This window comes from uncultured Devosia sp., from assembly GCF_913055165.1.
GTDB lineage: Bacteria > Pseudomonadota > Alphaproteobacteria > Rhizobiales > Devosiaceae > Devosia.
The window spans coordinates 66,819-88,808 of sequence record NZ_CAJXJS010000004.1 but is presented as its reverse complement, the minus strand read 5'-3'; the positions used below and the strand labels follow the sequence as shown (position 1 = coordinate 88,808).

Genomic DNA, 21,990 nt, shown 5'->3' with positions numbered 1-21,990 from the left:
GCTAGGCGCCTTGCCGTGAACGAGGAGCATGACGTGCGGATCGGATCTCCCCAGAGATCATGCCTTCTTGGGACAAGAGTGCGACGGCCAGATGATGTATTTCTATGTCGGCACATCCAGCCGCGTTCATTATTGCGTTTCGCGAGTTCTCGACTACTCTGCAAGAGACTGATTTTCATGGGCTGCGCGGGGATTTCCGAGACAATCGTCAGCGCTAGACGGCAGTCTTGGGGGGCGAGTGCATGCCGAATAACAATTGGATCCGGTTCCTCCGGAACTACGGCCCAATTCCAACCAACGACAACATGTATGATGAAACGATCCAGCGGGCCCTCACCCGGCTAAAGATCGCGCCCATCGAGTTGCCAGCTCCTCATCTTGACTGGCTGGTCGACAACTTCCGATCCGAGGGTTGCCTCTCCATCATTCTAACGGGGACTGCCGGAGACGGCAAAACCTACCATTGCCGTCGCGTTTGGCTTGGACTTGGCGGCACGATCGAGGACTGGAACGGTGGTGCCAAAATCCAGAGGCTTGCCCTGGGCGCTCGACAACTTGTTGTCGTCAAGGACCTGAGCGAACTCCGCGCCGACGAAAGCAAGCCTTTGATCGAGCAGATGGCGTGGGATGTCGCAAATCCCGCTGCGCCGCGTGTCTACCTACTGGCCGCCAATCACGGTCAGTTGCTCGAAAAGCTCAAGAGCGCGGGCACTGACAAGACCACAACTGCACTTGTGGAGGTGGTCGAGAACCTTCTTGTTACGGGTCGCTCCGGCAACGACGCCATCAAACTTGATTTGAAGGACCTCAGCCGATCTGCGGCAGTGGTGATGATCGACCAGGTGATCGACGCCGTCACGCAACACCCAGGCTGGAAGGGTTGCCTGGACTGTCCAGCCCTCAATGAAGCGCATTGCCCCATCCGCGAGAACCGCGAACGCCTGATTGGAACGAACGACGTTGGGCTCTTCAGAAGCCGCCTCGGTAGCCTCGTCGAAGCAAGCGAACAGAATGGTGGCCACTTCACGATCCGGCAGGCGCTGTCATTGGTGACGAACATCATTCTAGGGCATCCTGACGCGAAGGATGGCCTAATGTCGTGCAATGATGTGGCCAGCTTGGCAGCTGCAGGGACCGGCGAGCTAGCCAGCCCGTATCGAAACGTCTTCGGCGGCAACCTGAAGCGGAGCCGCGCAGAACGGACTGAACCATTCCGTAAGCTGCACCTGTTCGGAATAGGCTCGGAAACCAGTAACAAGGTGGACAACATGCTGGTCTACGGCGCGGACGATCCCGCGCTTCTGGCAACCTACAGTGCTCTGGTGCAGGCCGATCCGATATACGGTGAGACACCGACCTACAAGCGCGCACAGCAAGCTTACCTGGAAGGCGACGACCCCAGCGCCGCAACCCGTTTCCTGACCCTCCTGCAGGGGCAGCGTCAGCGCTTGTTCTTCACGATCGGGGAAGAGCTGGCTGAGAACTTGGACCTGTGGGATCTGACCGTCTTCCGTTACGCCGGCCTCTATCTTGAGACCGCCCGCGCGCTCGCCGAGAAGCGCCCGCTGCCTAGACAAGTGATGCCCATGCTCATTCGTGGGCTCAACCGCGTGTTCACCGGCATGCTCATTCAGAACCAGGACGAGCTTGTGCTGGCAAGTGCCGGAAGTCAGTCGCAGTCGAGAACGAGCCCATTGCTCGAGGAATTCGTCTCGGTGGCACGCCGTGGCGGCGAAGAAGTGTCCCTTGTCGGCGACAACCAGGGCGGTATGCAATTGGTGGTCAAGTTGTCGCGCGACGACCCGCCCCCAATCTCACTTCAACTGTCGACCACCCGGTTTGAATTCCTCGGACGGGTGGCCGAAGGTGCCCTTCCCTCAAGCTTTTCGCTCGAGTGCCATGAGGATTTTCTCGCCTTCAAGGCCCGCTTGCTTAGTGCGGTAGAACGACGGCGGGTGCTGGATGGCGATGACCGCGCAACCGACATCGTCCTCAAGTTCATCGATCTCAACCTCGACGGCCGGGCCTCGTCTCGCAGTGTCACGGTGAGGATCTGAAGATGGAGATTCTGCCGCGCCCGGTTGGGCATGAGGATCGAACCGGTCCCGCATTTTGGGTGGATGAGGCAATTTGGGGCCATCGTCTTCACGACGAGCAAAGCCCCTGGCTCATCCTTCTCGAATTTCTCGGGGTGCTCAGGTCGGAAAGCCTGGCCGGACGAGCGTTGAGCGAAGTCGAGTTCAACAAGCTCAGTTATCGACCCCAGACCCAGCTTCGTTTGCGCAACCTGATATTCAATAATCCGTACCTGCTGCCCATCGGCTCGGAACGTCTTTCGGACGACGTTGCCTGGACGAAGTGGCTCGAACTCATGCAGCAGAACGCCGGCGGCCTGGAAGACCGGGACTTCAGCTATTTGCGCCACCGATTCGACTCGTTCGAAGACTTTTCCGCGGTCGTCGGTTTCCTGCAATCCTCCGCCATCGAAGGTACGAGCAACAAGCGCTGGAGTTCCAAGTTCGTCTTTCCATTTGGGCCCAACGCGCTCTACGAGGACGCGGCGGTGACAGCCTCGGGCGTCTCCACCGACAGGCGGTTCTTTGCCCGCACTGGCGAAGTCCTCTACCTGATGCTCGCGCGCGCGAAGCGTGCCGCCGATCTTCGGGATCGTCTGGTCGGAAAGTTGTTTGAACAGCCGACGGTCTATGATCGTTTGGTCAGCGCGTTGCAAGGTGAGACCCAACTCGCGGAGAACGACCGGCCCGGTGCCTACCTTCCTTGTTCGGCGCACCCGATTTTTGATCAAATGGCGGACGACTGGATCGCTATCCTAGATAGTCCGATCTCCGTCTTCGATGCCCTACCGCACCTGGTGACGATCACCGGTCTGAATCTTATCCGTTACCAGCTCGAGCGCGCGCGCGAATTGCTCAACGCGGTTCCTATCACCATGGTGTGCGAGATCGTATCGCCGCGTAAAACCGTCGTGCGCGATCTGGCGGCGGACTCATTCCAATCCAATAACGTGCTGCCGGGGCTGGCCATCGAGCACTATATCCGCAGCGCGGCGAACACGCATGACTGGCAGGCGGCCCTTTCGTCCGACGACGCACTGCTGAGCGCGGCAGAAGTTCTAGCCCGACAGTTTGATTGGCCGGACCCCGACGAGCTTTCCAGCGATCTGACGAACCCGGGCGTACTGCTCGACGAGTTGGTGAGCCGAGCAAAGGTTCGGCACGCTCAGCATGTGGGAAAAGTCCATTCCACCTGGGCCCGCCAGATCGGACTGAGTTCCCGGCGTTCAAGCCGACGGGTCCGCTACGCGCCGACCGACCGGCTCCTCAAGACCCTTGTGGTGTGCTGCGTAACAGAGCGCCTCGAGTTCAAGGATTTCCTGCGAGCACTCCATGACCGGTACGGCTTGGTCATTGGCGACCATCAGGCAGCAAGCATCATCGGAGCCGGCAAAGCCGACCAGGAAGATTTTTCCGACAATGCCCGCCGACTAGAAGAGCGCCTAATAAGCCTTGGATTGCTCAATCGCCTCTCGGACTCTGCCGCTTATGTCGAAAACCCGTTCCGCCGCGAGGTGAGGGCATGAACGCGCTCGATCTTATCGGCGCCGCGGGCGCTGCGGCTCTCGAGGAGCGTCTACAGGGCCTTGGGCCGGACAGCGGCACGGCTCGCTTCATGTTGGACAGGCTGACCGGCCCGCAGGTTGCGGCAATCGTCAACCGTCTGGTGGCGGCCCCCTCGATTCATAGCCAGGTGAAGATCGCAGTTCCGCGTACATTGGTGGAGGGCCAGGGGTTGCCCGACGCGGTGATGACGGACGACAGGACCGTGGCATTGCGGCATTCCGAGTGTGACCGGCCCGCGCTCCTGATTGCCAATACAGATGACGATCAGGGTGCTTCGCTTCACGATGTTGCCCTGATCGGCGCCAAAGAGCTGAAGGAAGGAGCAGCCTACTGGGTCGCACCGGCCGCCGAAGGTTTGGGACTTCCTCCAGAGCATGTGGATGCCTGGCAGGTTGCGTTAAAAGCCCTTGCCAGCGTCGACGACTGGCCGCTCGCCCAGCTGAGCACCTACGTCGCAATGACGCGGGAGGCTATCCAGACGATGTCGCTCCCGATCGCGGACGCGCTCGGTTGGGCGCTACCGGCGCTGCATCTGCCACGGGACAGCGGCTACTTTGGCTCGCAGCGACCAAAGGACCTGCAACAGCAAAACCGTTGGCGCCGGCTTTTCGATAAACTGATCAGCGACCGCCGGCCGCTGCTTTCGAAGCAGCGACCCAATCGTCAGCCGATCGAAGCCGAAGAACTGCGAGACCAGTTCGAAACCGTACGAGACGAGATCGACACGCATCTGCACGCAGTCATCGAGGCGTTCATCGCAGCACCCCCCGGATGGGGCGACGAAACCGAAAAACTGGCGGAGCTGGAATGGGAGCAGGACAATATCCTGCTTGTCTTCTCCGGGCTGAGGCTAAAAAAGCTAAAGCTCCCCGAAGAGACAATCCAGTTCTTCGATTACGACCGCCCCGATCGGTTGAGCGAGGCGGACAAGGCCTATCTGAACGATCTCAAAGGTCGCTCGCTCAAGGAAGCGAGGGAGGACGACCGCGACTTCTTCGAGGCTCATCGGGAAGACTTAGCCGACAATCGCCAGCTGCGGGCGAAATGGGAGAAGTTCGTCTACGGGCGCCCAATCGAATGCACCGACTTTCTCGATGGGTTGGTCCGAAGCGTCGAGCGATTGTTTGGCCAGGTCGGCGTTCTAAAGCTGCCGCGTAGGATCGACATTCGATCGTCGCGGCGGACGAAAACGCAATGGCTCGACATGAATGCCGACGTCGCCCGCGTCTTCAGCCTCAAGTACAAGGCTCTTCGAGACCTGCTCCCCGAGGCGGTGAGCTGGGACACACCACACATTTTCGAGTTTGAATCGCTACTCGAAGCGGCTCGAAAGCGGCGAAAATTCCGGGAGAACTTATCCACCTCCCGGGTCAACACACAGATCAAGTTCGACCTCACCCTGACGGTGGGGGAAGGTGCAACGGCAGAGAAGAATGTCGTGCAGCTGATTTGGAGAGGGGAGCCCGATAGCATTGGGCTGGCCTTGCCCGACGATCTTGCACGCCTGGAGAAAAATCCCTTCGGCATCGCCGAAGTGTCCCGGATGCTTGTCAGCAAGAAAGGCGCCATGCAGTCCGTCTCACTCGCGGATGTGGGCACGCTCCAGCCCTCATTCAGGCAGGACGCGGGTTCGTTGGTTCCTCGAGCTACCAACGTGGACGACCTAGGCAAGTTACTGCCGCGGGCGATCAAGTCGGCTGTGGCAGATGGCCGTATTGCGCCGCCGGCCGGTGCCGATTTGGGCGAGGCTTGGACCGCTTTCGCGACTGCCTACGGGGCCGCAGTGGCGGACTGGCGCGCCAATGGCAGCGGCGGCAATCCGCAGCTCGCTCAGGCCGAACTCTACGGAAGGCTGCTCGAGGAACTCCGCAAGTCAGCACCGGGCGATATCAATCGCCGGGATCTGTGGGAGCCGGTGCTGCGTATCGGAGCGGTTCAAATTGCTGGGGCGACACCGGCTGCTATCGTTGCCCCTTGGCATCCCATGCGAATGGCCGCCACCGCGGTCAAGATGCGCGCGCTGGCCGGATTGTTGGATCACCTTCTGACCGCTGAGGAAGTCAATTTTGGCGCCCCCCATCTCTTCTTCACCGATCTGCGCTCAGAACTCGCACACCCATACTATCCGGAGGCCGTACCTGGCTTTACGGGCGGCGAAGCGGTGCTGCTGACGGAGACAAGTACAATAAATGACTACAGTCTGATGGAGCGGCCCGTCCGTGATCCGGACGAAGCATCGACTGATGTAGATCCAGCAGAGGCCGCCCGGGAAATCCGCGGGCTGATTGGACGCTACCTCGACCTGCAGCCGCATGAACGCGCCAACTTGAGCATCATGCTGTACAACTGCGATGCTGCGGGACTACCGCTGGCAACGATGAACGCGTTGGGATCGGTTCACGAGGACGAAGTGCACTGCAACGTCCTGGTGAGGCATCGAGATCGCTCGAAGCTCAACAAGGTCTACACAGACTTGCTGGAGCAGTCGGGCAACGACCCGGATGCCATAGTGGTGAGCGAGACGTCGCTCAACTTCATGTCGAAGCTTCGTATAGGGGTGATGCTCGAAGGCGGGGCCGGACGCCGGGCATCCGACGAACGCAGCGTCGACGTCGCTTTCCTTCATGACGTTGTTTCTCGGCAGGCGCGGGAGTCCTGGTTCGCTGTTCCCCGCGACGATGCCGCCGATCCATCTATTCTCGATCACGTGCCGCCACGGTGGTCTTATCGCAGGGTGGACGGAGAGGAACAGCTGACGGCTACAAGCTATCTCGTATCACCTCGTCAACCGCGGGTCGGCTGGGCATATCTGGACGCCTTGGCCTCCGTGATCCGCAAACAGTCGCATCGCGAGACCGAGCACTTCCTTCCTGCTCGTCAGATTTCGTTGCAGGACCACGGCCTCGAGGCGATGTTCAAGGACGTCCATGGACTTGCCGAGTGGGTCGCGACCTATGACGACCTGTTGGATAAACGCCAGCTCTCTGCCCAGGGCGTGAAGGTCATACGTTATCGGCGTGAGCGCACCCATGGCCGCAACATGGTGGTGTCGTCGACATCCGATCTACGGGTCTTGCCGGTCCTCGTTCGCAGACGGCTGGATCAACTCAGCTTAGGACTTGGTGACGAGCGTACCGGAGCTCTTGCAAATCGGATGATCGCTGATGCAACGGCGATCTCAGGCGACATCATTCTTCGTGCCGCCAAGCGCGGCGTTTCCGCAGGCGAACTGGTAGGATTGGTTATCAGCCGTGCACTTGTGGCCGAGGAGTTTGCGAAACGGCCGGCATCATGGTTCCTGCTCGATGATTATGCGCAGTGGCTGGGGCAGCGCGAGGAAGGCATCGCCGATATCCTTGCCCTCAGCGTCGACCCGGATTCAAAGGGCCGCCCACGACTGCGCGGGATCGTGACGGAAGCGAAGTATGTGGACGCCGCGGGGCTAGCGGAGGCAAAGCGTCATTCGGCGCAACAGCTGCGCCAGACTATGCGCCGGGTCGAGGACGCATTGTTCGGCGATCCAGGACGGCTAGATCGGGACCTGTGGCTTTCCCGGCTCGCTGACATTCTCCTCGATGAGCCGTCGGCACTCACTCCGGGGTTGTCGATCGAGGAGGTCAGGAACGGCATTCGAAACGGCACGGTCGAGATCGATCTTAAGGGCTACTCCCACATTTTCGTCTCGGGGCCTGCCGATGCCTCAGCCGCAATAGGCGACCAAGAAGAAGTGTCCGAGGTTGGTGGCCTGCAGGAGGTCTATACCCGCGAGGGCCTGCGGCAGCTGATCAGGGCATATGAGTCGTCCGCGTCTCTGCTGCCGGTGAGGTGCGCGCTTGGCGATCGCAGACCTTGGGAAGAGTCTGAGTTCCGTTGCCCAGCACCACGAGTCCGCTGGACATCAAAGGACGCGACTGGGCCGTCCGGCAAACCTCCATCTGACCGAGGCCCGCTGCCGCCTGATAACGTGGCTCCGCCAAGACCCTCTTCTCCGGTCGCCGGAGGCGGCGAAGGTGCTCCCGTAGTTGATAAAGGAAACGAACCCCTCGCAGAACACCGGGCCGAGGCAAGCGCGAAGGTGACAGACGATGCGGGCAGCCCAACCCCCGCCCGGCCGGAGGCGGACGAGACCTTCGCCGACATGGTGAGTCGTCACTCGGGACAAATCGAGACCCAAGCGAGTGAGGACGTTCAATGGTTGGAGGCGACGGCGAACCGGCTGCGCACGGCGCTGATGGGGTACAATCTCCAGGCCAAAGTGGCGGGCATGCGGCTGACGCCAAATGCAGCACTGGTGCGGTTTGTGGGGAGTGACCGGTTGCGCGTTGAAGATATCGAGGCAAAGCAATCGGCGCTGCTCACGACACATGGCTTGCGACTGATTTCGGTTTCCCCCCTCCCCGGCGAAATCGTGGTGGGCGTCGCAAGGCCGAAGCGGCAGGTCGTTTCCATGTGGGACCTTTGGGCCCGTCGCGCACTCAACCGCAATGCGGCGGGACTAAACACAAGCTTCTTGCTCGGCTTGCGCGAGCTCGACGGCGAGATTCTCTATCTCAACCTGGGCGGCCCGTTCGCAGGCGCGTCCCAGCATGACCCGCACACGCTTATTGCGGGGGCGACGGGCAGTGGCAAATCGGTTCTCATCCAGGCGTTGATCCTGGACATCGCGGCAACAAATCCAAGCGCCTTGGTGCACATCCATCTGATCGATCCCAAGATGGGAGTGGATTATTCGGCGATCGAGGGCCTTCCTCATGTGAAGGGCGGGATCGTCATCGATCAAGGGGCGGCCATCGAGATGATGGAGGGCCTCGTCGTGGAAATGGATCGTCGCTACGAGCTGTTCCGAGAACACGGCGCGCGTGACATTCGCTCGTTCAACGTCAAAGTCGCTCCAGAAGCGAGGCTGCCGATGAAGTTTCTCGTCCATGACGAGTTTGCCGAATGGATGCTGACAGAGGACTACAAGAGCGCCGTCACCTCCATCGTCTCACGGCTGGGGGTGAAGGCGCGTGCGGCGGGCATCCACCTTGTCTTCGCCGCGCAACGTCCCGACGCGGGTGTGATGCCGGTTCAGTTGCGGGATAATTTGGGCAACCGCCTCATCCTCAAGGTAGCAAGTGTCGGCACCTCGGAGATCGCCTTGGGCACGAAGGGTGCAGAAAACTTGCTCGGGCTCGGTCACCTCGCAGCGCGGCTGAGCGGCGAAGCGACGACTGTGTTCGCGCAGGCACCCTTTTTGTCAGACGAAGACATAGAAGATGTCGTGTCGGCGATCGCAGCTCAGGACGGCTGAGTCGGCAAAACCGTAGGCAAGGGAGGACTGAACAAGAGGAAGATCGCATAGACGGCCCCAGCGAACGACAGCGCGGCCGCAACCCACAGCAGGAACTGGATGATTTTCACCGTTGACGGGGGCCATCGCTGGTTCTTGTTCTTGAGCGAGACCGCGTACTCGCCGTCGAGCCGGTTCAAATTGGTGATGTAGAGGCTGAATGCGGCGCTAAAGCGACCCAAAATGAAGACGCTGGCCACACTCACGATGGCCGCGAACAGGAAAATCCCGACGGCGATGAGCCGGTCACCCTTCAGCTGAGACGCCGCAAAATACCACAAGCCCCCAATCGCCACGGAGAAAAGCGGCGGGATCTTGTACAGAATATCATTCATGGCTCGGAAGTGAGCGTATTGCTCTTTGTAGATTTCTCTAACGCTGACGTCTTGCCCTTCGGTCATGGATGCGCATCTCCTGTTTGAAATGTAGACTAGCAGCAAATTGCCACGGCCTCGATCCTGGGCCGGCGTTCTGATTTTCCCCGTTCCGATCAGGTTGAGCCTGAAGACCCTCGAGTTATATGCACCTATGCCGATCTATCTTGATGGTCACTCCACAACACCGCTGGCACCAGAGGCCATGGAAGCAATGGCACCCTGGTGGCATGCGCAGGTCGGCAATCCACACTCGCCTCACCTGAGTGGCATGTTGGCGTCGCAGGCCGTCGAGAACGCGCGTGCGGAGGTTGCTTCTCTCATCGGCTCGAATCCGCAGGAACTGGTTTTCACCTCAGGAGCCACCGAGGCCAACAACATCGCGATACGAGGGACCGCCCTCGCCGCGCTCGAAGGTGGCACAGGCCGGCGTGACATCGTCGTATCAGCCATTGAACACAAGAGCGTGTTGTCGTCCGCAACCTCGCTCCGCACATGGGGCTTCCGCGTCATTGAGGCGCCGGTCGACAAGAACGGCATCATCGACATTCCGGCACTTGAGCGATTGGTCGGCGCCGAGACGCTTTTGGTTTCGGTGATGGCGGTCAACAACGAGGTGGGGTCAATCCAACCGCTCGGGGAAGTCATTCGCATCGCGCGTGCAGCGGGGGCGCTCTTACATGTCGACGCCGCGCAGGGTCTAGGCAAGATTGAAATGAACTGCGCGGATTTCGACCTTGCCAGCCTGTCCGCACACAAAATGTACGGCCCGATGGGCATCGGCGCCCTGTTCATATCATCTGCAGCTCAGCTCAGGCCGTTGCCGGTGCTGTTCGGTGGCGGTCAGGAGGCCGGGTTCCGTCCTGGAACTGTACCCACCCCGCTCGTGGTCGGCTTTGGTGCAGCGGCCAAGGTCTCCAGGCAGCAGCTGGCTGCGGACGCCGCCCATGCGACCGCACTGTCGGCACTCTTCCTCGAGGAGTTGCGCGGCCGTCAAGTAAGATTCTTCGAAAATGTTTCGTGGCAACAACGGGTGCCAGGCAGCTTAAGCCTAAGGTTTCCCGGCGATGATGCCGTGTCGATAATAGGACAATCTGGCGATCGGATCTCGATTTCTGAGGGATCAGCTTGCACGAGCGGTCAGATTACTGCCTCACATGTGCTTCGGGCGATGGGGCTTACTCATCAAGAGGCGACCGAAACTGTCCGGTTGTACTTCTCCCGCTACAATACCGAGACTGACGCCACTGATGCGGCGCTCGCGCTGTCGGAAATAGTCGTCCGCTAGGGATTGCCGCTGGCGGACGTCTCCAGTAGCATTCTCTCCCATGTTGAACGACCTTTACGATCCGGCCACCCCGATTCGCGTTTCGGGTCACGAGACGTTTTCGCTTCGCCTCCTGTGGCTGAAAAAAGCGTTCGACCACGCGTCCGGACCGGACGGGGTCGATCGTAGAACATTTCAAGAACAAAGCGCAATCGCCACTTTCGGCGTGGGTAAGAACATGGCGCTCTCGATGCGCCATTGGGCCCTGGCGACCAAGGTGCTGCAGGACGGCCCTACTCATCTGCGACCCACTGCCCTTGGCCGCTTGATCTTCATGGATGACACCGGGCTCGATCCTTACCTCGAGCATCCGTCTACACTGTGGTTGATGCACGCTCACCTGGTCAGCGAGCCGCAGGCCGCAACGACATTCTATTACGCCTTCAACCTGCTCAATCAGATTGCCTTCACCCGGGAGGATCTGGTCAGGGCTATGTCAGCTATCGTCGAAGCGCGGGCCACAGCGCGAGCGACGGCCGAAACTTTGAAGCGGGACGTAGAAGTGTTCGTGCGCAGCTATGCGCCCCGTCATTCCGATGCCGGGGAGGACGCAGCTGAATCGCTCTTGGTCGAACTCGGTCTGCTGCGCGAGCATCGGTCTACTGGGCAGCTCGAGTTTGTCCGCGGGCAGAAACCTTCGCTTGAGGACAGCATATTCGCGCTCGTATTAAAGCAGTTCTGGGAGCGTCATCACCCGCTGTCGCCAACGATATCGGTGGAGCAGGCGCAGTACGAACCGGGCTCTCCCGGGCGCATCTTCAAGCTGGATGAGGATAGCCTGGTCGCGCGCTTGATGGGTATTGGGGACGCGACCGGCGGGAAAATGGTGTGGACCGACACCGCCGGCCTTCGTCAGGTCGCGCTAAGCGGCCGACTCGATGAGATCGAAGAGTTCGACTTGGTCCAAGCAGGCTACCGCCGGCAGAGGGCGGCATGACCAAACTCGCCGATATCGTCAAAGTCGAACGCCGTTTCGCGCTGTCGGCGCGGATCGACACCGATCTGACCGGCACGCCGCCGCTCACGGGGTACGTGTTGCAGGCAAGCGTGCGTAAATCGCTCGTTGCCATGCTCGCCGGGATCTCCGAGGGCTCGCAGTACGCGTTCACCTGGACCGGTCCTTACGGGGGTGGCAAGTCCTGTGCTGCGCTGCTTGTTGCCAATCTTGTAGCCGGCAACAAGAAGCAGCGCTCTATCGCCGAGGGGATCGTCGGACCGGAATTGGCGGAACAGTTTTCGTCGGCTTTTCCCGGTCGTGGCCGCGCCTGGGACGTGCTCGCCCTGACCGGTCGGCGCACGAGCCTAGCGGGAGCTTTGGCGGACACTGCCGCCGATCAGTTTCAATGGACTGCGGCGACCCTGGACGCAGCCCGCGATGAACGAACGCTCATAGACGAGCTGGAAGCGCGCGCTCGTCAAAAGGGAGGACTTCTCGTCATCATCGACGAGCTCGGCAAGTTCCTCGAACACGCGACGAGTTCAGCCGGTGACGTGCACATTTTGCAGGATCTCGCGGAGCGTGCTGCCCGCTCTGACGGCAGGCTCATCATAGTGGGCATCCTGCACCAGTCGTTTGAGCAGTATGCCAACCGGCTTAGCCGCACGGGTCGGAACGAATGGGCAAAAGTTCAGGGCCGGTACCAGAACGTGCCGTTCGTGGCTCAAGCTGACGAGGTCGCGGCACTCATCGCTCGGGCGATTGGCAGCGACTACGCCCCGGCACGCGCTAAGGAAATCGCCGGACTCGCGGCAGAAGCCATATCGCACCGCCGGCCGGTCGATGTCGCCGGGCTAACAGACATCCTTACGCAAACCTGGCCCCTGCACCCGGTCACGGCGCTTTTGCTAGGACCAGTATCCCGTCAAAGGTTCGCCCAAAACGAGCGCAGTGTCTTCGGATTTCTATCATCCTCGGAACCGAACGGATTTCAGGCACACTTGGCGCGAACCGAGGCCAGCGAGAACGCTTGGTATGGGCCCGATCAACTGTGGGACTACTTGGTCGCCAATTTTGGCAGCGCGCTGTCCGTCGGTCCGGAAAGCAACCGGATGACGCTTGCCCTGGAGGCGATCGAGAAAGCTGCGCTATACGGCCCGCTGACAGCAAAGCTGGCCAAGGCCGCTGCGGTCATCGAGCTATTCAGGAACGGCTCCGGACTTGCGGTAGCGGACGACATCCTCTCTCTTTGCGCACCGGAAGCGAACGCGCGCCAAGTCACTGCCGCGATCAATGAACTCGTCAATCGAGCGATCCTCATCCGGCAGCCGCGCCTCGGTGGATATGCACTTTTCGCCGGCAGCGATTTCGACCTCGACGAGGCAATATCCAAAGTTGCCCTGAAGCTAGACGCCGATGCGCTCGCCGATTTGCCCTCGCGGCTGGGCGTCGGGCCGATCGCTGCCAAGAGCCACTACTTTGCGACCGGCGCGTTGCGCACCTTCGACGTCATTATTCAATTCGCCGACGAGAGCCCGCAGAGCCCGGCCGCATGGGCCAAAAGAACTGCGGCCTCGCTGGCCAAGACGAAACGGCGATCCGCCGGTCTTTTGATCATGCTGCTTCCCGACGCGCGCACCTTTGAGGCGCCGATTAGGGTCGCAGCAAAACAGCTCAGCATCGAACTGGAGAATCTTGGCGTTATTGCCGGGGTCGCCGCAAGCGAGCAGGTCTATTTGCTGAGGGATCATGCGACGGACCTATATGCCCTCGATCGCATCGAAGAGACGCATCCGCAGCTGGAGGGCGATCGTATCGCCCGTCGGGAGTTATCAGCGCGCAAAGCACTGATCGCCGAGATCGTGCGAAGCGACTTGTTGAAGGCTTTCTCGTCGGCCCGATGGTGGGCATTCGGTGATAGCGCCAAGAATGCTGCCGGCAAGAAGCTTGATGGCAGTGAGTTGACAGTCCTGGCGTCAGCACTGGCAACGACCGCGTTCAGCGAGGGGCCCGTCATCCAATCGGAGCTGCTCTACAGGGATAAGCCCTCCTCCGCGGCCATGGCCGGGCTGCGAACCCTGATGCATGCCATGGTTTCGAAGGCAGATGTTGCTGACCTGGGCATCGCGAACTACCCGGTTGAGCGGGGGCTGTATCTGACAATCGTTCGCCCCTTGGGCCTCCACCGACAGGACGACAAGGGAGTATGGCGTTTCACCGATCCTGGCGACGATACGTTAGGAAACAGGCTGAAGCCTGCTTGGACCGTGTTGGGCGAGAAGCGGGTGAACCTATCCGAGCTCTTCGACAGGTGGGCTGCTCGGCCATACGGCATCAAGCGAGGTGTGATGCCGGTGTTGGTGTTGTGCTATCTGCTGGCGCACCGCAATGCGGTGGCGGTTTATGTCGATGGTGTTTTCCAACCCGCCATCGACGATATCGTGGTCGACCGCATTCTCCAGGACCCTGCGGCTATTGAGTTCCGGCGCATCTCGCGCTCCAGGCGCGACGAGGCCTTTGTCCAGCAGCTTGCTGCTCTTCTTTCAACCGACACAAACCCCGTCGAGGCAAAAGCGCTTCCGGTCGCATCGGCTCTATATCAGCGCTTTCACGCGCTTCCGTTGTGGGCGCAGCGCACTCAGACGCTGCCCGAGAAGGTCCGCAAGGTCAGGGACATTGTGCTGAAGGCTAGTGATCCGGAAGCGCTGCTTTTTTCGGACCTCGCTGCCGCGCTTGAGGGGGAGCCCGATCCCGGGGTGAGCGTGGTAGCTGCACTCAACAAGGCTGAGTACGCATACCCGAAAATGCTTGCGGGCCTGAGTAGGAGCCTGGCGGAGCATCTGGGGGTCGACCCACAGACATTTGAGGGCATTGGGCCGCGGTCCTCTATCGCGTCGGGCGTGTCGGCGGAGCTACGCGTGGACGCTTTCATCATGCGCGCGGGGGCGTTCGAAGGAGGCGGCGGCGACATCGAGGGTTTGGCAAGCCTGCTCGTCCACAAGCCGCCGCGCAACTGGTCCGACCGCGAGCAGGAACAAGCGATGTTCGAACTTGCGAAATTATGCCTGCGCTTTCGCGAAGCAGAAACATTCGCTGCGGTCCGTGGACGCTCTCCCACATCCCAGGCCATATCTGTTATGGTTGGGCTAGACCCCAATGAGAAACCGCTCTTCCACGCCTTCCAGGTCTCCAAGCAGGAACTTGTGGCGGCGGACAAGGCGGCCGATGACTTGATGGCGCAGCTTCGCGGCAGGGGCATGAGACCAGCGGTCGAGCTTGCGGCGCTCGCGCGCATCGTAGAACGCCTTTCTGGCAAAGGGACGGATCCAGCATGACCACGGCGATGCGTGAGCGGCATATCCTTGGAATTTCGGGTGGACGCGACAGTGCTGCGCTTGCGGTCCATATGCGGCAGACGCGGCCTGAGCTTGATCTCGAATACTTTTTCACCGACACCGGCAAGGAACTGGCCGAGGTCTATTCGTTCCTCGACAAGCTCGAAGGCTTCTTGGGCAAACCGATCACCAGGCTTAATCCCGACAGGGATTTCGACTTCTGGCTCAAAGAGTACAACCATTTTCTGCCCTCCCCCAAGACTCGGTGGTGCACACGGCAGCTCAAGCTTCGCCCACTCGAGCAGTGGCTGCGCGACGATCTCGACGCTGGGGTGATCGTCCACTCCTATGTGGCCATCCGAGCCGACGAACCCAGCCGCGAGGGCTATCAGGCAACGCATGGCAACATGCAGGTGCACTTCCCTCTGCGCGAGGACGGCATCAATCGGGCTGGCGTGATCGAGACGCTGGAGAGCGCCGGTTTGGGCGAGCCGGAATATTATCGGTGGCGCACACGATCTGGCTGCACATTCTGCTTCTTCCAGCAGAAGATCGAATGGGTACGGTTGATGCGCGAGCACCCCGAAGCGTTCGATGAGGCAAAGGGGTATGAAAAGACTGCCCGCGACCACGGCTCACCTTTTACCTGGAGCCAAGGCGAGGGCCTCGAGGAGCTCAGCGCCCCCAACCGTGTCGAGGAGATTGAACGGGAATTCGAACAGCGCCGTGCTCGTCTGCTGGCTCGGCGGCGCTTAAACCCGCTGGCTGGAGCGCACACTCCCACGATCGACGACGTCTATGGTATTGATGAAGCCTCCGCAGGCTGCGTGATCTGCCACAAGTAGGATGCTGTTGCTGAGGTCGGCAGCAGCTTCCTAGTGTATCGTGGGCCGGTAGTGCTGCATTTTGACCACGCTATACAGGCGCGCTGTCATCCAAGATCGCGCCGTGCAGTCCCATAAGCTCATCTACCCGAGTGCGGTTATTTTCGAACAGGTGACTGGGTAGTTCGGCAAGGTCTCTAGACGCGACACGGTCGAAAAGCGCGTAGCAGATCTCGCCGTTGTTATGCCGCGACCGATACGCCAGGCCGTCGAGCGATGGGAAGTCGTTGAAGAGATCAAGTGCCAATGCTCTTGAGGGTCCATAGTCGTCGCTGGCGCTCACGGAGGCGTCGACACCATGGAACAACAAACCTTCGTCCATGATCTTTGCCAGGGTAAGCTGCCGCTCTATGCGTATGGGTGTCCATTGCCGTTCCTCGATGTAGGCGCGCCGCACGATCCGGCCCGCCGGCCGCCGGAGGAGCGTTTCCACGAAGGCACCTTCGAGCCGGCGGGCCGCGTAGAGGACGCCATATTCACCGGCGGGGGCATCGAAGCGGTTTTGCGGCGGCCCGCCCGCAGCTGGCCCGAAGAATATTGCACCCTGTCCTTTGCGATGGATCCGCACAACAATCTCGCCAGCATCGAGCTGTGCCGCGAGCAGGCCTGAGGGGAACCGCGAGGTGGGTGGGAACGATGCGGGCAATGCTAGTCATCCGCATCAAGATATGCGGCCGCGGCATCGACAACTCTTTGCACGTCCCCGGCCTTGAGCGCTTCGATCGGTGCTTTTGCCAGATTAGGATCCTGCTCGAGCAGGAATTGCAGCGCCGACCAGCGACCAGCCTTGGTGGCATCGAAGGGTTTGAGGACTTTTGCCAACCCCTCAATAATTGTCGGGCGGCTCCCTTTCTCCAGGAACTGGAATTTCGGGAGGATAAGTTCAGCGCCGTTCATAAGCCCGAGCGCGGATCCGGCCTTGACCCGTTTGTGTAGTGCCTGTCGACTTGTGCCGAGGAGTTTCGCGGCTTCGGTGAGCGACAGCCCTCCCCCGGCCCGTTGTAGCAGGAGGCGCGACATCTCGGCAAAGCGCACCTCAGCAGGCAGTTCTGGTGAACGCGAGGCGCCCTCGACCTCTGCGAGCAGGTTGGCAGACAGGCGGAGCTGGTCTGCTGCAAGCTCGACATGGCGGGCAAGCTCGGAGAACGCGCGTGGTCGATCATAGCGGCACAATTGGAGGAGCTCGTTTCGCGCCGGCGTCAGATCGCTAAGAATGACAAACGCGTCGATGGCAAGGCGCTCCGCCCGAGGCGTGGGCTTCCACTGGTGAACGAGCGCGTTCCGAAGCTGCCGCGAGCAATCGAAGACGTCGTGGACGATGCTGCTATACCAAGTGCGAACCGTAGCGCCGCGGCGCGACGCCGATCGCGCTTTGGCGAAGTCGAAGTCGTGTACCGCGGCCTCTTCAAAGGCTGCGCTCATCAGCAATGCCGCGCTTTGGATTCGATAGTTGAACACAAATACGAGGCGTAGCGCCGGGCTGGCGGTTGCCTCAGACACGAGCCAAGGCGTTGGTCCCGCAACAAGGTGGGACCAATGGTCGAGGTTGTTTCGGTCGCGGAGGTCGCGCGCTGTGTCGAGCAGGTGCCTGGCATAGCGACCATAGAGCTCATCGTGTGGCTCGGAACGGTCGGCGCCGCCCGCAGCCAAAAAATGCTGCAGCGAATGGGTCGGGGCGATCATCAACAGATCGGCCAGGTAGTCGGAAACACCCTTCCCCGCGTCTCTCGCCCTTGCCTCGACGACGGCCCGCACGATGGGATCAATTTCGGATTGCTGAGGAGTGTGCTCCGCGCTCATTGTCGCCCACTGGCCGGCAGGCCAGTGCCTACCTTGGTTGATAACATGGTTGATAGATAACCCCGTTTTGTGCCATTATCAACCTTTGCCTATCAACCCCGACCGGAGCTCGACGACCCGTCGTGCAGTGGCGCCCGACGAACAAGCTAGTATGTCCACCACGATCCTTCCCCGACTGATCTCCTGCGACGAGGCGGGCTTTACCGGGAACCGCATGCTCGATGGCGCCCAGCCCTACTTTGCCTATGCATCGGTCGACCTTGCCTTGGACGAAGCTAACTCGATTGTCCGAGATCTGCGCTCACGCCATCACCTGCAAATGGGAGAGTTGAAGGCAGCGAAGCTACTGAAGCGGCCCCGCGGCAGGGTGATCATTGCCGAGGTCCTCGAGCGAATCCGGGGGCGCTACATCGCAACTCTTTACGACAAGCGTCTGAGCCTCGGGGCCAAGTTCTTTGAATACATCTACGAGCCGGTCCTGCAGCGCAACAATATGCTGTTTTACCACCACAACCTCCACCGGTTCGTAGCGACCTACCTATATATGCAGATGGTGGCGTCGGGCGAAGGCGCCGAGGAGCTCGCATCGCAATTCGAGCGCTTCATGCGATCGCTCGACCCGGCGGATGCGCCGGCCTTGTTCGGCGCCAGCTACGAGGAGCATTTCGACATGCTACTCGGCCCGATCCTTCGGTTCGCGCGCGGCTACAACGTCATCATCGCTCGAGAGACGCGCAACCTCCAATTGACCGGCGACAAGGGCAAATGGGTGCTCGATCTCACGATCAGCGCCGTGACCGACCATCTTCGAAATTGGGCAGAACGGCATTCTCTGCTGGAAGTCGTGTGCGACGATTCCAAGCCTCTGCGCGCCCTCGCTGGCGTCTTCGACGTCATGGTGGACCGACCCGACCCGGTCTACATGGAGGCATTTGGCAAGCGGGTACGTCTCACGTGGAATATGGCAAAGCCGATTTCATTCGTCTCCTCGGCGGAGCATCCCGCCGTGCAGCTCGCCGACCTGATCGCCGGCACCGCGATCGCGGTGGCGACCAACCAAGGTGATGAGAGCTATGAGCGGCTTGCGGAAGCGATCCAGCCGCATCTCAGCGAGGAATGCATTCTGCCGGATTTCGACATCATCGATCTCGCGGGCGACGAAGCTCCAGTGAATATGCTGGTGCTCGAGGAGCTTGCTGATAGGGCTGACCGGGGAATGGATCCGCTGCTTGGGATGGAGGCCGTCTATGCGATGGCCAAGGGGACTCTTCCGGAATTTCGTCGGCGGGTGGCGTCGGCGAGTCCATGAAAGGCGCTGCATAGCCGACAGCATATCCCGTCTCACACGCGCGGCGCGACCAGCGGACTGTTTGCTCAGGAAATCTCGCGCCAACTCATCGACTGGTTCGTCATGGGAGCGGATGCAACTGCGGAGGCCCTGATCGACCAGCTCCACCAGACGTATACAGCGCTCGCCCTAGACTTCACGGGCGATTCCGCCAGCTACACCCTTGGTTGGCCGACGAGTGGTTTGACCTGCTGAGGTCAATTGTGGGCGACGACGCCAGGGGCGACCCGTTTGAGCCGCCACCATTGCACCTGATGACCGACGTAGAGTGCAGCCGCTTCATTCGCCAGTGTGCCGCCGCGCTCCAGTCGCATGGCGAAAATTTCCACGCCGGCCGAGATAAGGAAGACGCCTTGGGCGCCTTCGAGTCTGTCATCGCACTGCTGCTTGAGGTCCGAGACGTCTATCCGTCAAAGCGCGCAGACATCGACCATACCATGGTCCGGTTCGGCTATCCCGTTCCGGAGAACTGAACGCAGGCAGCCTCGCCAAAACGCGTCACTCACAACAGGATGCAGTCTCCGCCCGCTGCTCTAATCTCCTCGCACATGGCGGTAGCTTCGCTCCGGGACGCGGCCGGCACCAGTATTCGAAAGAACACGCCCTGTTGCCCCAGATCGACGCGCTGAATCTCAAGGTCTGCGCGCTGCAAGATTGTGCCGTAGCGCGAAAGAATGGATAGCGCGGCAGTCCGGGCGTCATTTTCAGACCTTTGGGACCCAAGCTGCACATAGTAGTCTGCACTGGCCTCCGGCTTTGCCCGTGGCTGCTTGCCGCTTGCAGGGCCGGGATCTGTGGGCTCGTCCGAGGCCTGGACTTCTTCGCCGCTGGCTGCGGCCTCAACGAGAGACATTGGGTCGCCGGCGTTGATACCCCAGCGGGCGATCTCGTCCTGGCTGAAAACGTACATGTCCTCAGGTTTTGTCCTGAGCATCGTGGAAGTGATCTCTTGCCTAACCCCGAACGTCGCGAAAGCTTCCAGGATGTCGGAGACCACCTCCTGTGCGGTGGAGGCGTCCGTGTCGTCTCCCCACACCTGGTGAACGCCAAGGGCCCCATCGGCACGTCTCTGCTCGCCGGCAAAAAAGACAAATGAACAGGCAGAGTAGCAGCCGGTCTCGGGAAGCACGTAGGTGGCGAGCCCCATCTCCTTGACCGCGTATGCAAGCAGCAGCGCGCTGGAAACATAACCGCCCTCGCTTGCCAGAATGAGGACCTTCGGATCGCTTACCGCACGTATTGCTCGTCTGAAGTCGAGGGGCGTGGATGGGCCGATTTCGCCTCTCAATCCAATGACACCTGGCAAGTCTCGGAACAGCAAGAAGTTGCCTATCGCGGTAGTCTCGTCCTCGCTTGATGCGGGCAATGCCTGAGCGGGTGTGGGGACTGGCGGCGGCGGATTTGCCTCTGTCATTACCGACGGTGCTGCTATCTCGTTCGGCTGCAAAGGGGAAGCGAACGACGCCAGAAACAGCGACACAATCGAGCCCTGCTTTTGGTAGGGTGGCGACCAATTCAGAATGAAACCCGTCGAGTCATCTCCGTCGTCCAGCATGAGGGTGTAGAAGTATCCACCATCCATTGCGCCGGAGACGACAAAGTAACCTTCTCGAAAAGTCTTATAGGTCACCCTCCGGCGGAGGGTATCCTGGGCAAAACTCGCGAAATAGTCGCCAAACGGCAATTCGGTCTGCGGCTTACGAATGGTGTCCAATCGCATCGCGCCGTCGGGCCGGGTGTAGGCAGTGCCGGACGCTGTACTCACCGACTCCGGCAGCAATGCCCGCGGCACCGCAATCTCGATCAGTGCGCGTTCGTCTTGGACCACTTGTAGGTCCAGCTCAGCGACCACAGAGTCTGCGGCGCGGGTGAGAGCACTTTGGGCAGCATTGTCTAAGGTTCCCGTCTGTGCTTCGCCACGCCACTCCTGAAACGCGACAATCGCACGATAGGTCGATGGACCGAATGCGCCGTCAATTAAGGCGTCGTAGAAACCTGCAAGGGTCAGGTTGGTCTGGATGGTCAACCGCTGCTCATCATCGAGCGATCCAAACCACTGCTCACTTTGCCGGAAATCCGCGCGCACTGGTGCGATGGAAATCACCAGAACAAACAGCATCCACAGCCACAGCATTACTGACCGACTAGATGCCGAGTTGGCTTTCATCTCAAAATTGATCCCCACCCAACGGCCCAAAATATCGCGCCCATTGTTGACGTCAAAGATAACAAGCAAGCTTATGCCTCTGACAAGCCCAAACGGCGGGACTGGTCAACAGCGCTGACGATTATCGCCGGCGACGGCGCCGATACCCGTTGGAAATCGCTTCGCCCTTGGGCTGGTCGGGTATCTCGCCGGTTTCCCTCCGCCGGGCAAATTCGGCGCTCAATTGGTCGTATAGGTTCCGAATGGCCGGCACGCCTTCGATGATCTCGGTACGATAGACATTGTTGAGCGCCCACATGACCTTCCTGAGATAGTCGGCATCCTCGTCGAACAGACTATTCGGCACCGGGCGCACTAAAAGTCTGGCCACGATCATTGAGGTCTCGAGGTCAACGTCCCGCGGGATATCGGTCTGTACCAGCCGCCACCACGCTTCCGTGGCCCGGTCGGCGGCTTCCTGCTTGCTGTCCGCAACGCCGCTTTCAGCGAACCAGCGCTCCCAACTGACGACCCACTTCCAGGACTGGTAGCGGGCGATGTTGGGCGCAATCCAGGCCAGCCGATCTGCATGGATCGAGCCGACTGGATAGGCCGCGTAGCGCTCCGGTTCCTTGCGCCATTTGAGCCGGGCCGGAACGTCCATCGATCATGCGCGCTTGCGCCCGAGCTTCTGGCCGGGCTTCCGATAGGCAAACGCAGCCTTGATCTGTCCGTGGGTCACGCCGAGCTTTTCGCGCAGCTGGTCTTCCGTCAGGGCTGGCTCGGCGGCCTTGGCGCGTCGAATGCGTTCGGCGGGGCTAAGTTTGATGGCGATGGGCATGGGACCTCCGATGGTCTTAGAGGTC

Annotated in this window: 15 protein-coding genes; 9 read left to right on the top strand and 6 right to left on the bottom strand. The window is 60.5% G+C overall.

What is annotated here, in order from left to right:
- The first annotated feature begins 242 nt into the window (after positions 1-242).
- Genes QZ564_RS02845 through QZ564_RS02835 form a run of 3 tightly spaced genes read left to right on the top strand, consistent with a single transcriptional unit; the run spans position 243 to position 8,934 of the window.
- Positions 243-2,057 carry a hypothetical protein gene (locus QZ564_RS02845; RefSeq protein WP_297104274.1) on the top strand — a complete coding sequence of 605 codons (1,815 nt, stop codon included), beginning with the start codon at positions 243-245 and terminating at the stop codon, positions 2,055-2,057.
- 2 nt (positions 2,058-2,059) lie between these two features.
- A complete protein-coding gene (locus tag QZ564_RS02840) occupies positions 2,060-3,601 on the top strand; it encodes a hypothetical protein (protein ID WP_297104271.1) in 1,542 nt (513 codons plus the stop codon).
- Positions 3,598-8,934, top strand: a complete 5,337-nt coding sequence (locus tag QZ564_RS02835; protein ID WP_297104268.1) for an FtsK/SpoIIIE domain-containing protein — start codon at positions 3,598-3,600, stop codon at positions 8,932-8,934. Before QZ564_RS02840 ends, QZ564_RS02835 begins: the two co-directional genes overlap by 4 nt.
- On the opposite strand, the gene QZ564_RS02830 is transcribed toward QZ564_RS02835, so the two are convergent.
- Entirely contained in the window at positions 8,922-9,374 is a 453-nt protein-coding gene (locus tag QZ564_RS02830; RefSeq protein WP_297104266.1) for a hypothetical protein, read from the bottom strand. The two genes, QZ564_RS02835 and QZ564_RS02830, sit on opposite strands and share 13 nt — an antisense overlap.
- Positions 9,375-9,501: 127 nt before the next feature.
- Here QZ564_RS02830 and QZ564_RS02825 point away from each other — a divergent pair, with 127 nt between their 5' ends.
- The 4 genes from QZ564_RS02825 to QZ564_RS02810 are packed head-to-tail and all read left to right on the top strand — an operon-like array spanning position 9,502 to position 15,791.
- On the top strand, positions 9,502-10,635 hold the full coding sequence (locus QZ564_RS02825) for a cysteine desulfurase family protein (RefSeq protein ID WP_297104263.1): 1,134 nt from the start codon (positions 9,502-9,504) through the stop codon (positions 10,633-10,635).
- A 40-nt stretch (positions 10,636-10,675) separates the two neighbouring features.
- Entirely contained in the window at positions 10,676-11,611 is a 936-nt protein-coding gene (locus QZ564_RS02820; protein ID WP_297104261.1) for a DUF4007 family protein, read from the top strand.
- A complete protein-coding gene (locus QZ564_RS02815) occupies positions 11,608-14,946 on the top strand; it encodes a hypothetical protein (protein WP_297104258.1) in 3,339 nt (1,112 codons plus the stop codon). Before QZ564_RS02820 ends, QZ564_RS02815 begins: the two co-directional genes overlap by 4 nt.
- Positions 14,943-15,791: a phosphoadenosine phosphosulfate reductase family protein gene (locus QZ564_RS02810; protein WP_297104246.1), complete on the top strand. Its 849-nt coding sequence runs from the start codon at positions 14,943-14,945 to the stop codon at positions 15,789-15,791. The genes QZ564_RS02815 and QZ564_RS02810 overlap by 4 nt, the downstream gene beginning before the upstream one ends.
- 70 nt (positions 15,792-15,861) lie before the next feature.
- On the opposite strand, the gene QZ564_RS02805 is transcribed toward QZ564_RS02810, so the two are convergent.
- Together QZ564_RS02805 and QZ564_RS02800 are read right to left on the bottom strand one after the other, a co-directional pair.
- The gene (locus QZ564_RS02805; RefSeq protein WP_297104233.1) at positions 15,862-16,476 is read right to left on the bottom strand and encodes an RES family NAD+ phosphorylase; all 615 of its coding nucleotides are present in this window, start codon (positions 16,474-16,476) and stop codon (positions 15,862-15,864) included.
- A 2-nt stretch (positions 16,477-16,478) separates the two neighbouring features.
- On the bottom strand, positions 16,479-17,630 hold the full coding sequence (locus QZ564_RS02800) for a hypothetical protein (RefSeq protein WP_297104229.1): 1,152 nt from the start codon (positions 17,628-17,630) through the stop codon (positions 16,479-16,481).
- Between the two features lie 151 nt (positions 17,631-17,781).
- Between QZ564_RS02800 and QZ564_RS02795 the strand changes: the two genes are divergently transcribed.
- Both QZ564_RS02795 and QZ564_RS02790 read left to right on the top strand, forming a co-directional pair.
- On the top strand, positions 17,782-18,939 hold the full coding sequence (locus QZ564_RS02795) for a DUF3800 domain-containing protein (RefSeq protein ID WP_297104226.1): 1,158 nt from the start codon (positions 17,782-17,784) through the stop codon (positions 18,937-18,939).
- A gap of 242 nt (positions 18,940-19,181) precedes the next feature.
- Complete coding sequence (locus QZ564_RS02790) at positions 19,182-19,451, top strand: hypothetical protein (protein ID WP_297104223.1); 270 nt, start codon at positions 19,182-19,184, stop codon at positions 19,449-19,451.
- 29 nt (positions 19,452-19,480) lie between these two features.
- Here the strand turns inward: QZ564_RS02790 and QZ564_RS02785 are convergent, their stop codons facing one another.
- Genes QZ564_RS02785 through QZ564_RS02775 form a run of 3 tightly spaced genes read right to left on the bottom strand, consistent with a single transcriptional unit; the run spans position 19,481 to position 21,965 of the window.
- Positions 19,481-21,214 carry a peptidoglycan-binding protein gene (locus tag QZ564_RS02785; protein WP_297104220.1) on the bottom strand — a complete coding sequence of 578 codons (1,734 nt, stop codon included), beginning with the start codon at positions 21,212-21,214 and terminating at the stop codon, positions 19,481-19,483.
- A gap of 52 nt (positions 21,215-21,266) precedes the next feature.
- The gene (locus QZ564_RS02780) at positions 21,267-21,788 is read right to left on the bottom strand and encodes a hypothetical protein (RefSeq protein ID WP_297104217.1); all 522 of its coding nucleotides are present in this window, start codon (positions 21,786-21,788) and stop codon (positions 21,267-21,269) included.
- A gap of 3 nt (positions 21,789-21,791) precedes the next feature.
- A complete protein-coding gene (locus tag QZ564_RS02775) occupies positions 21,792-21,965 on the bottom strand; it encodes a hypothetical protein (RefSeq protein WP_297104214.1) in 174 nt (57 codons plus the stop codon).
- Between the last annotated feature and the right edge of the window lie 25 nt (positions 21,966-21,990).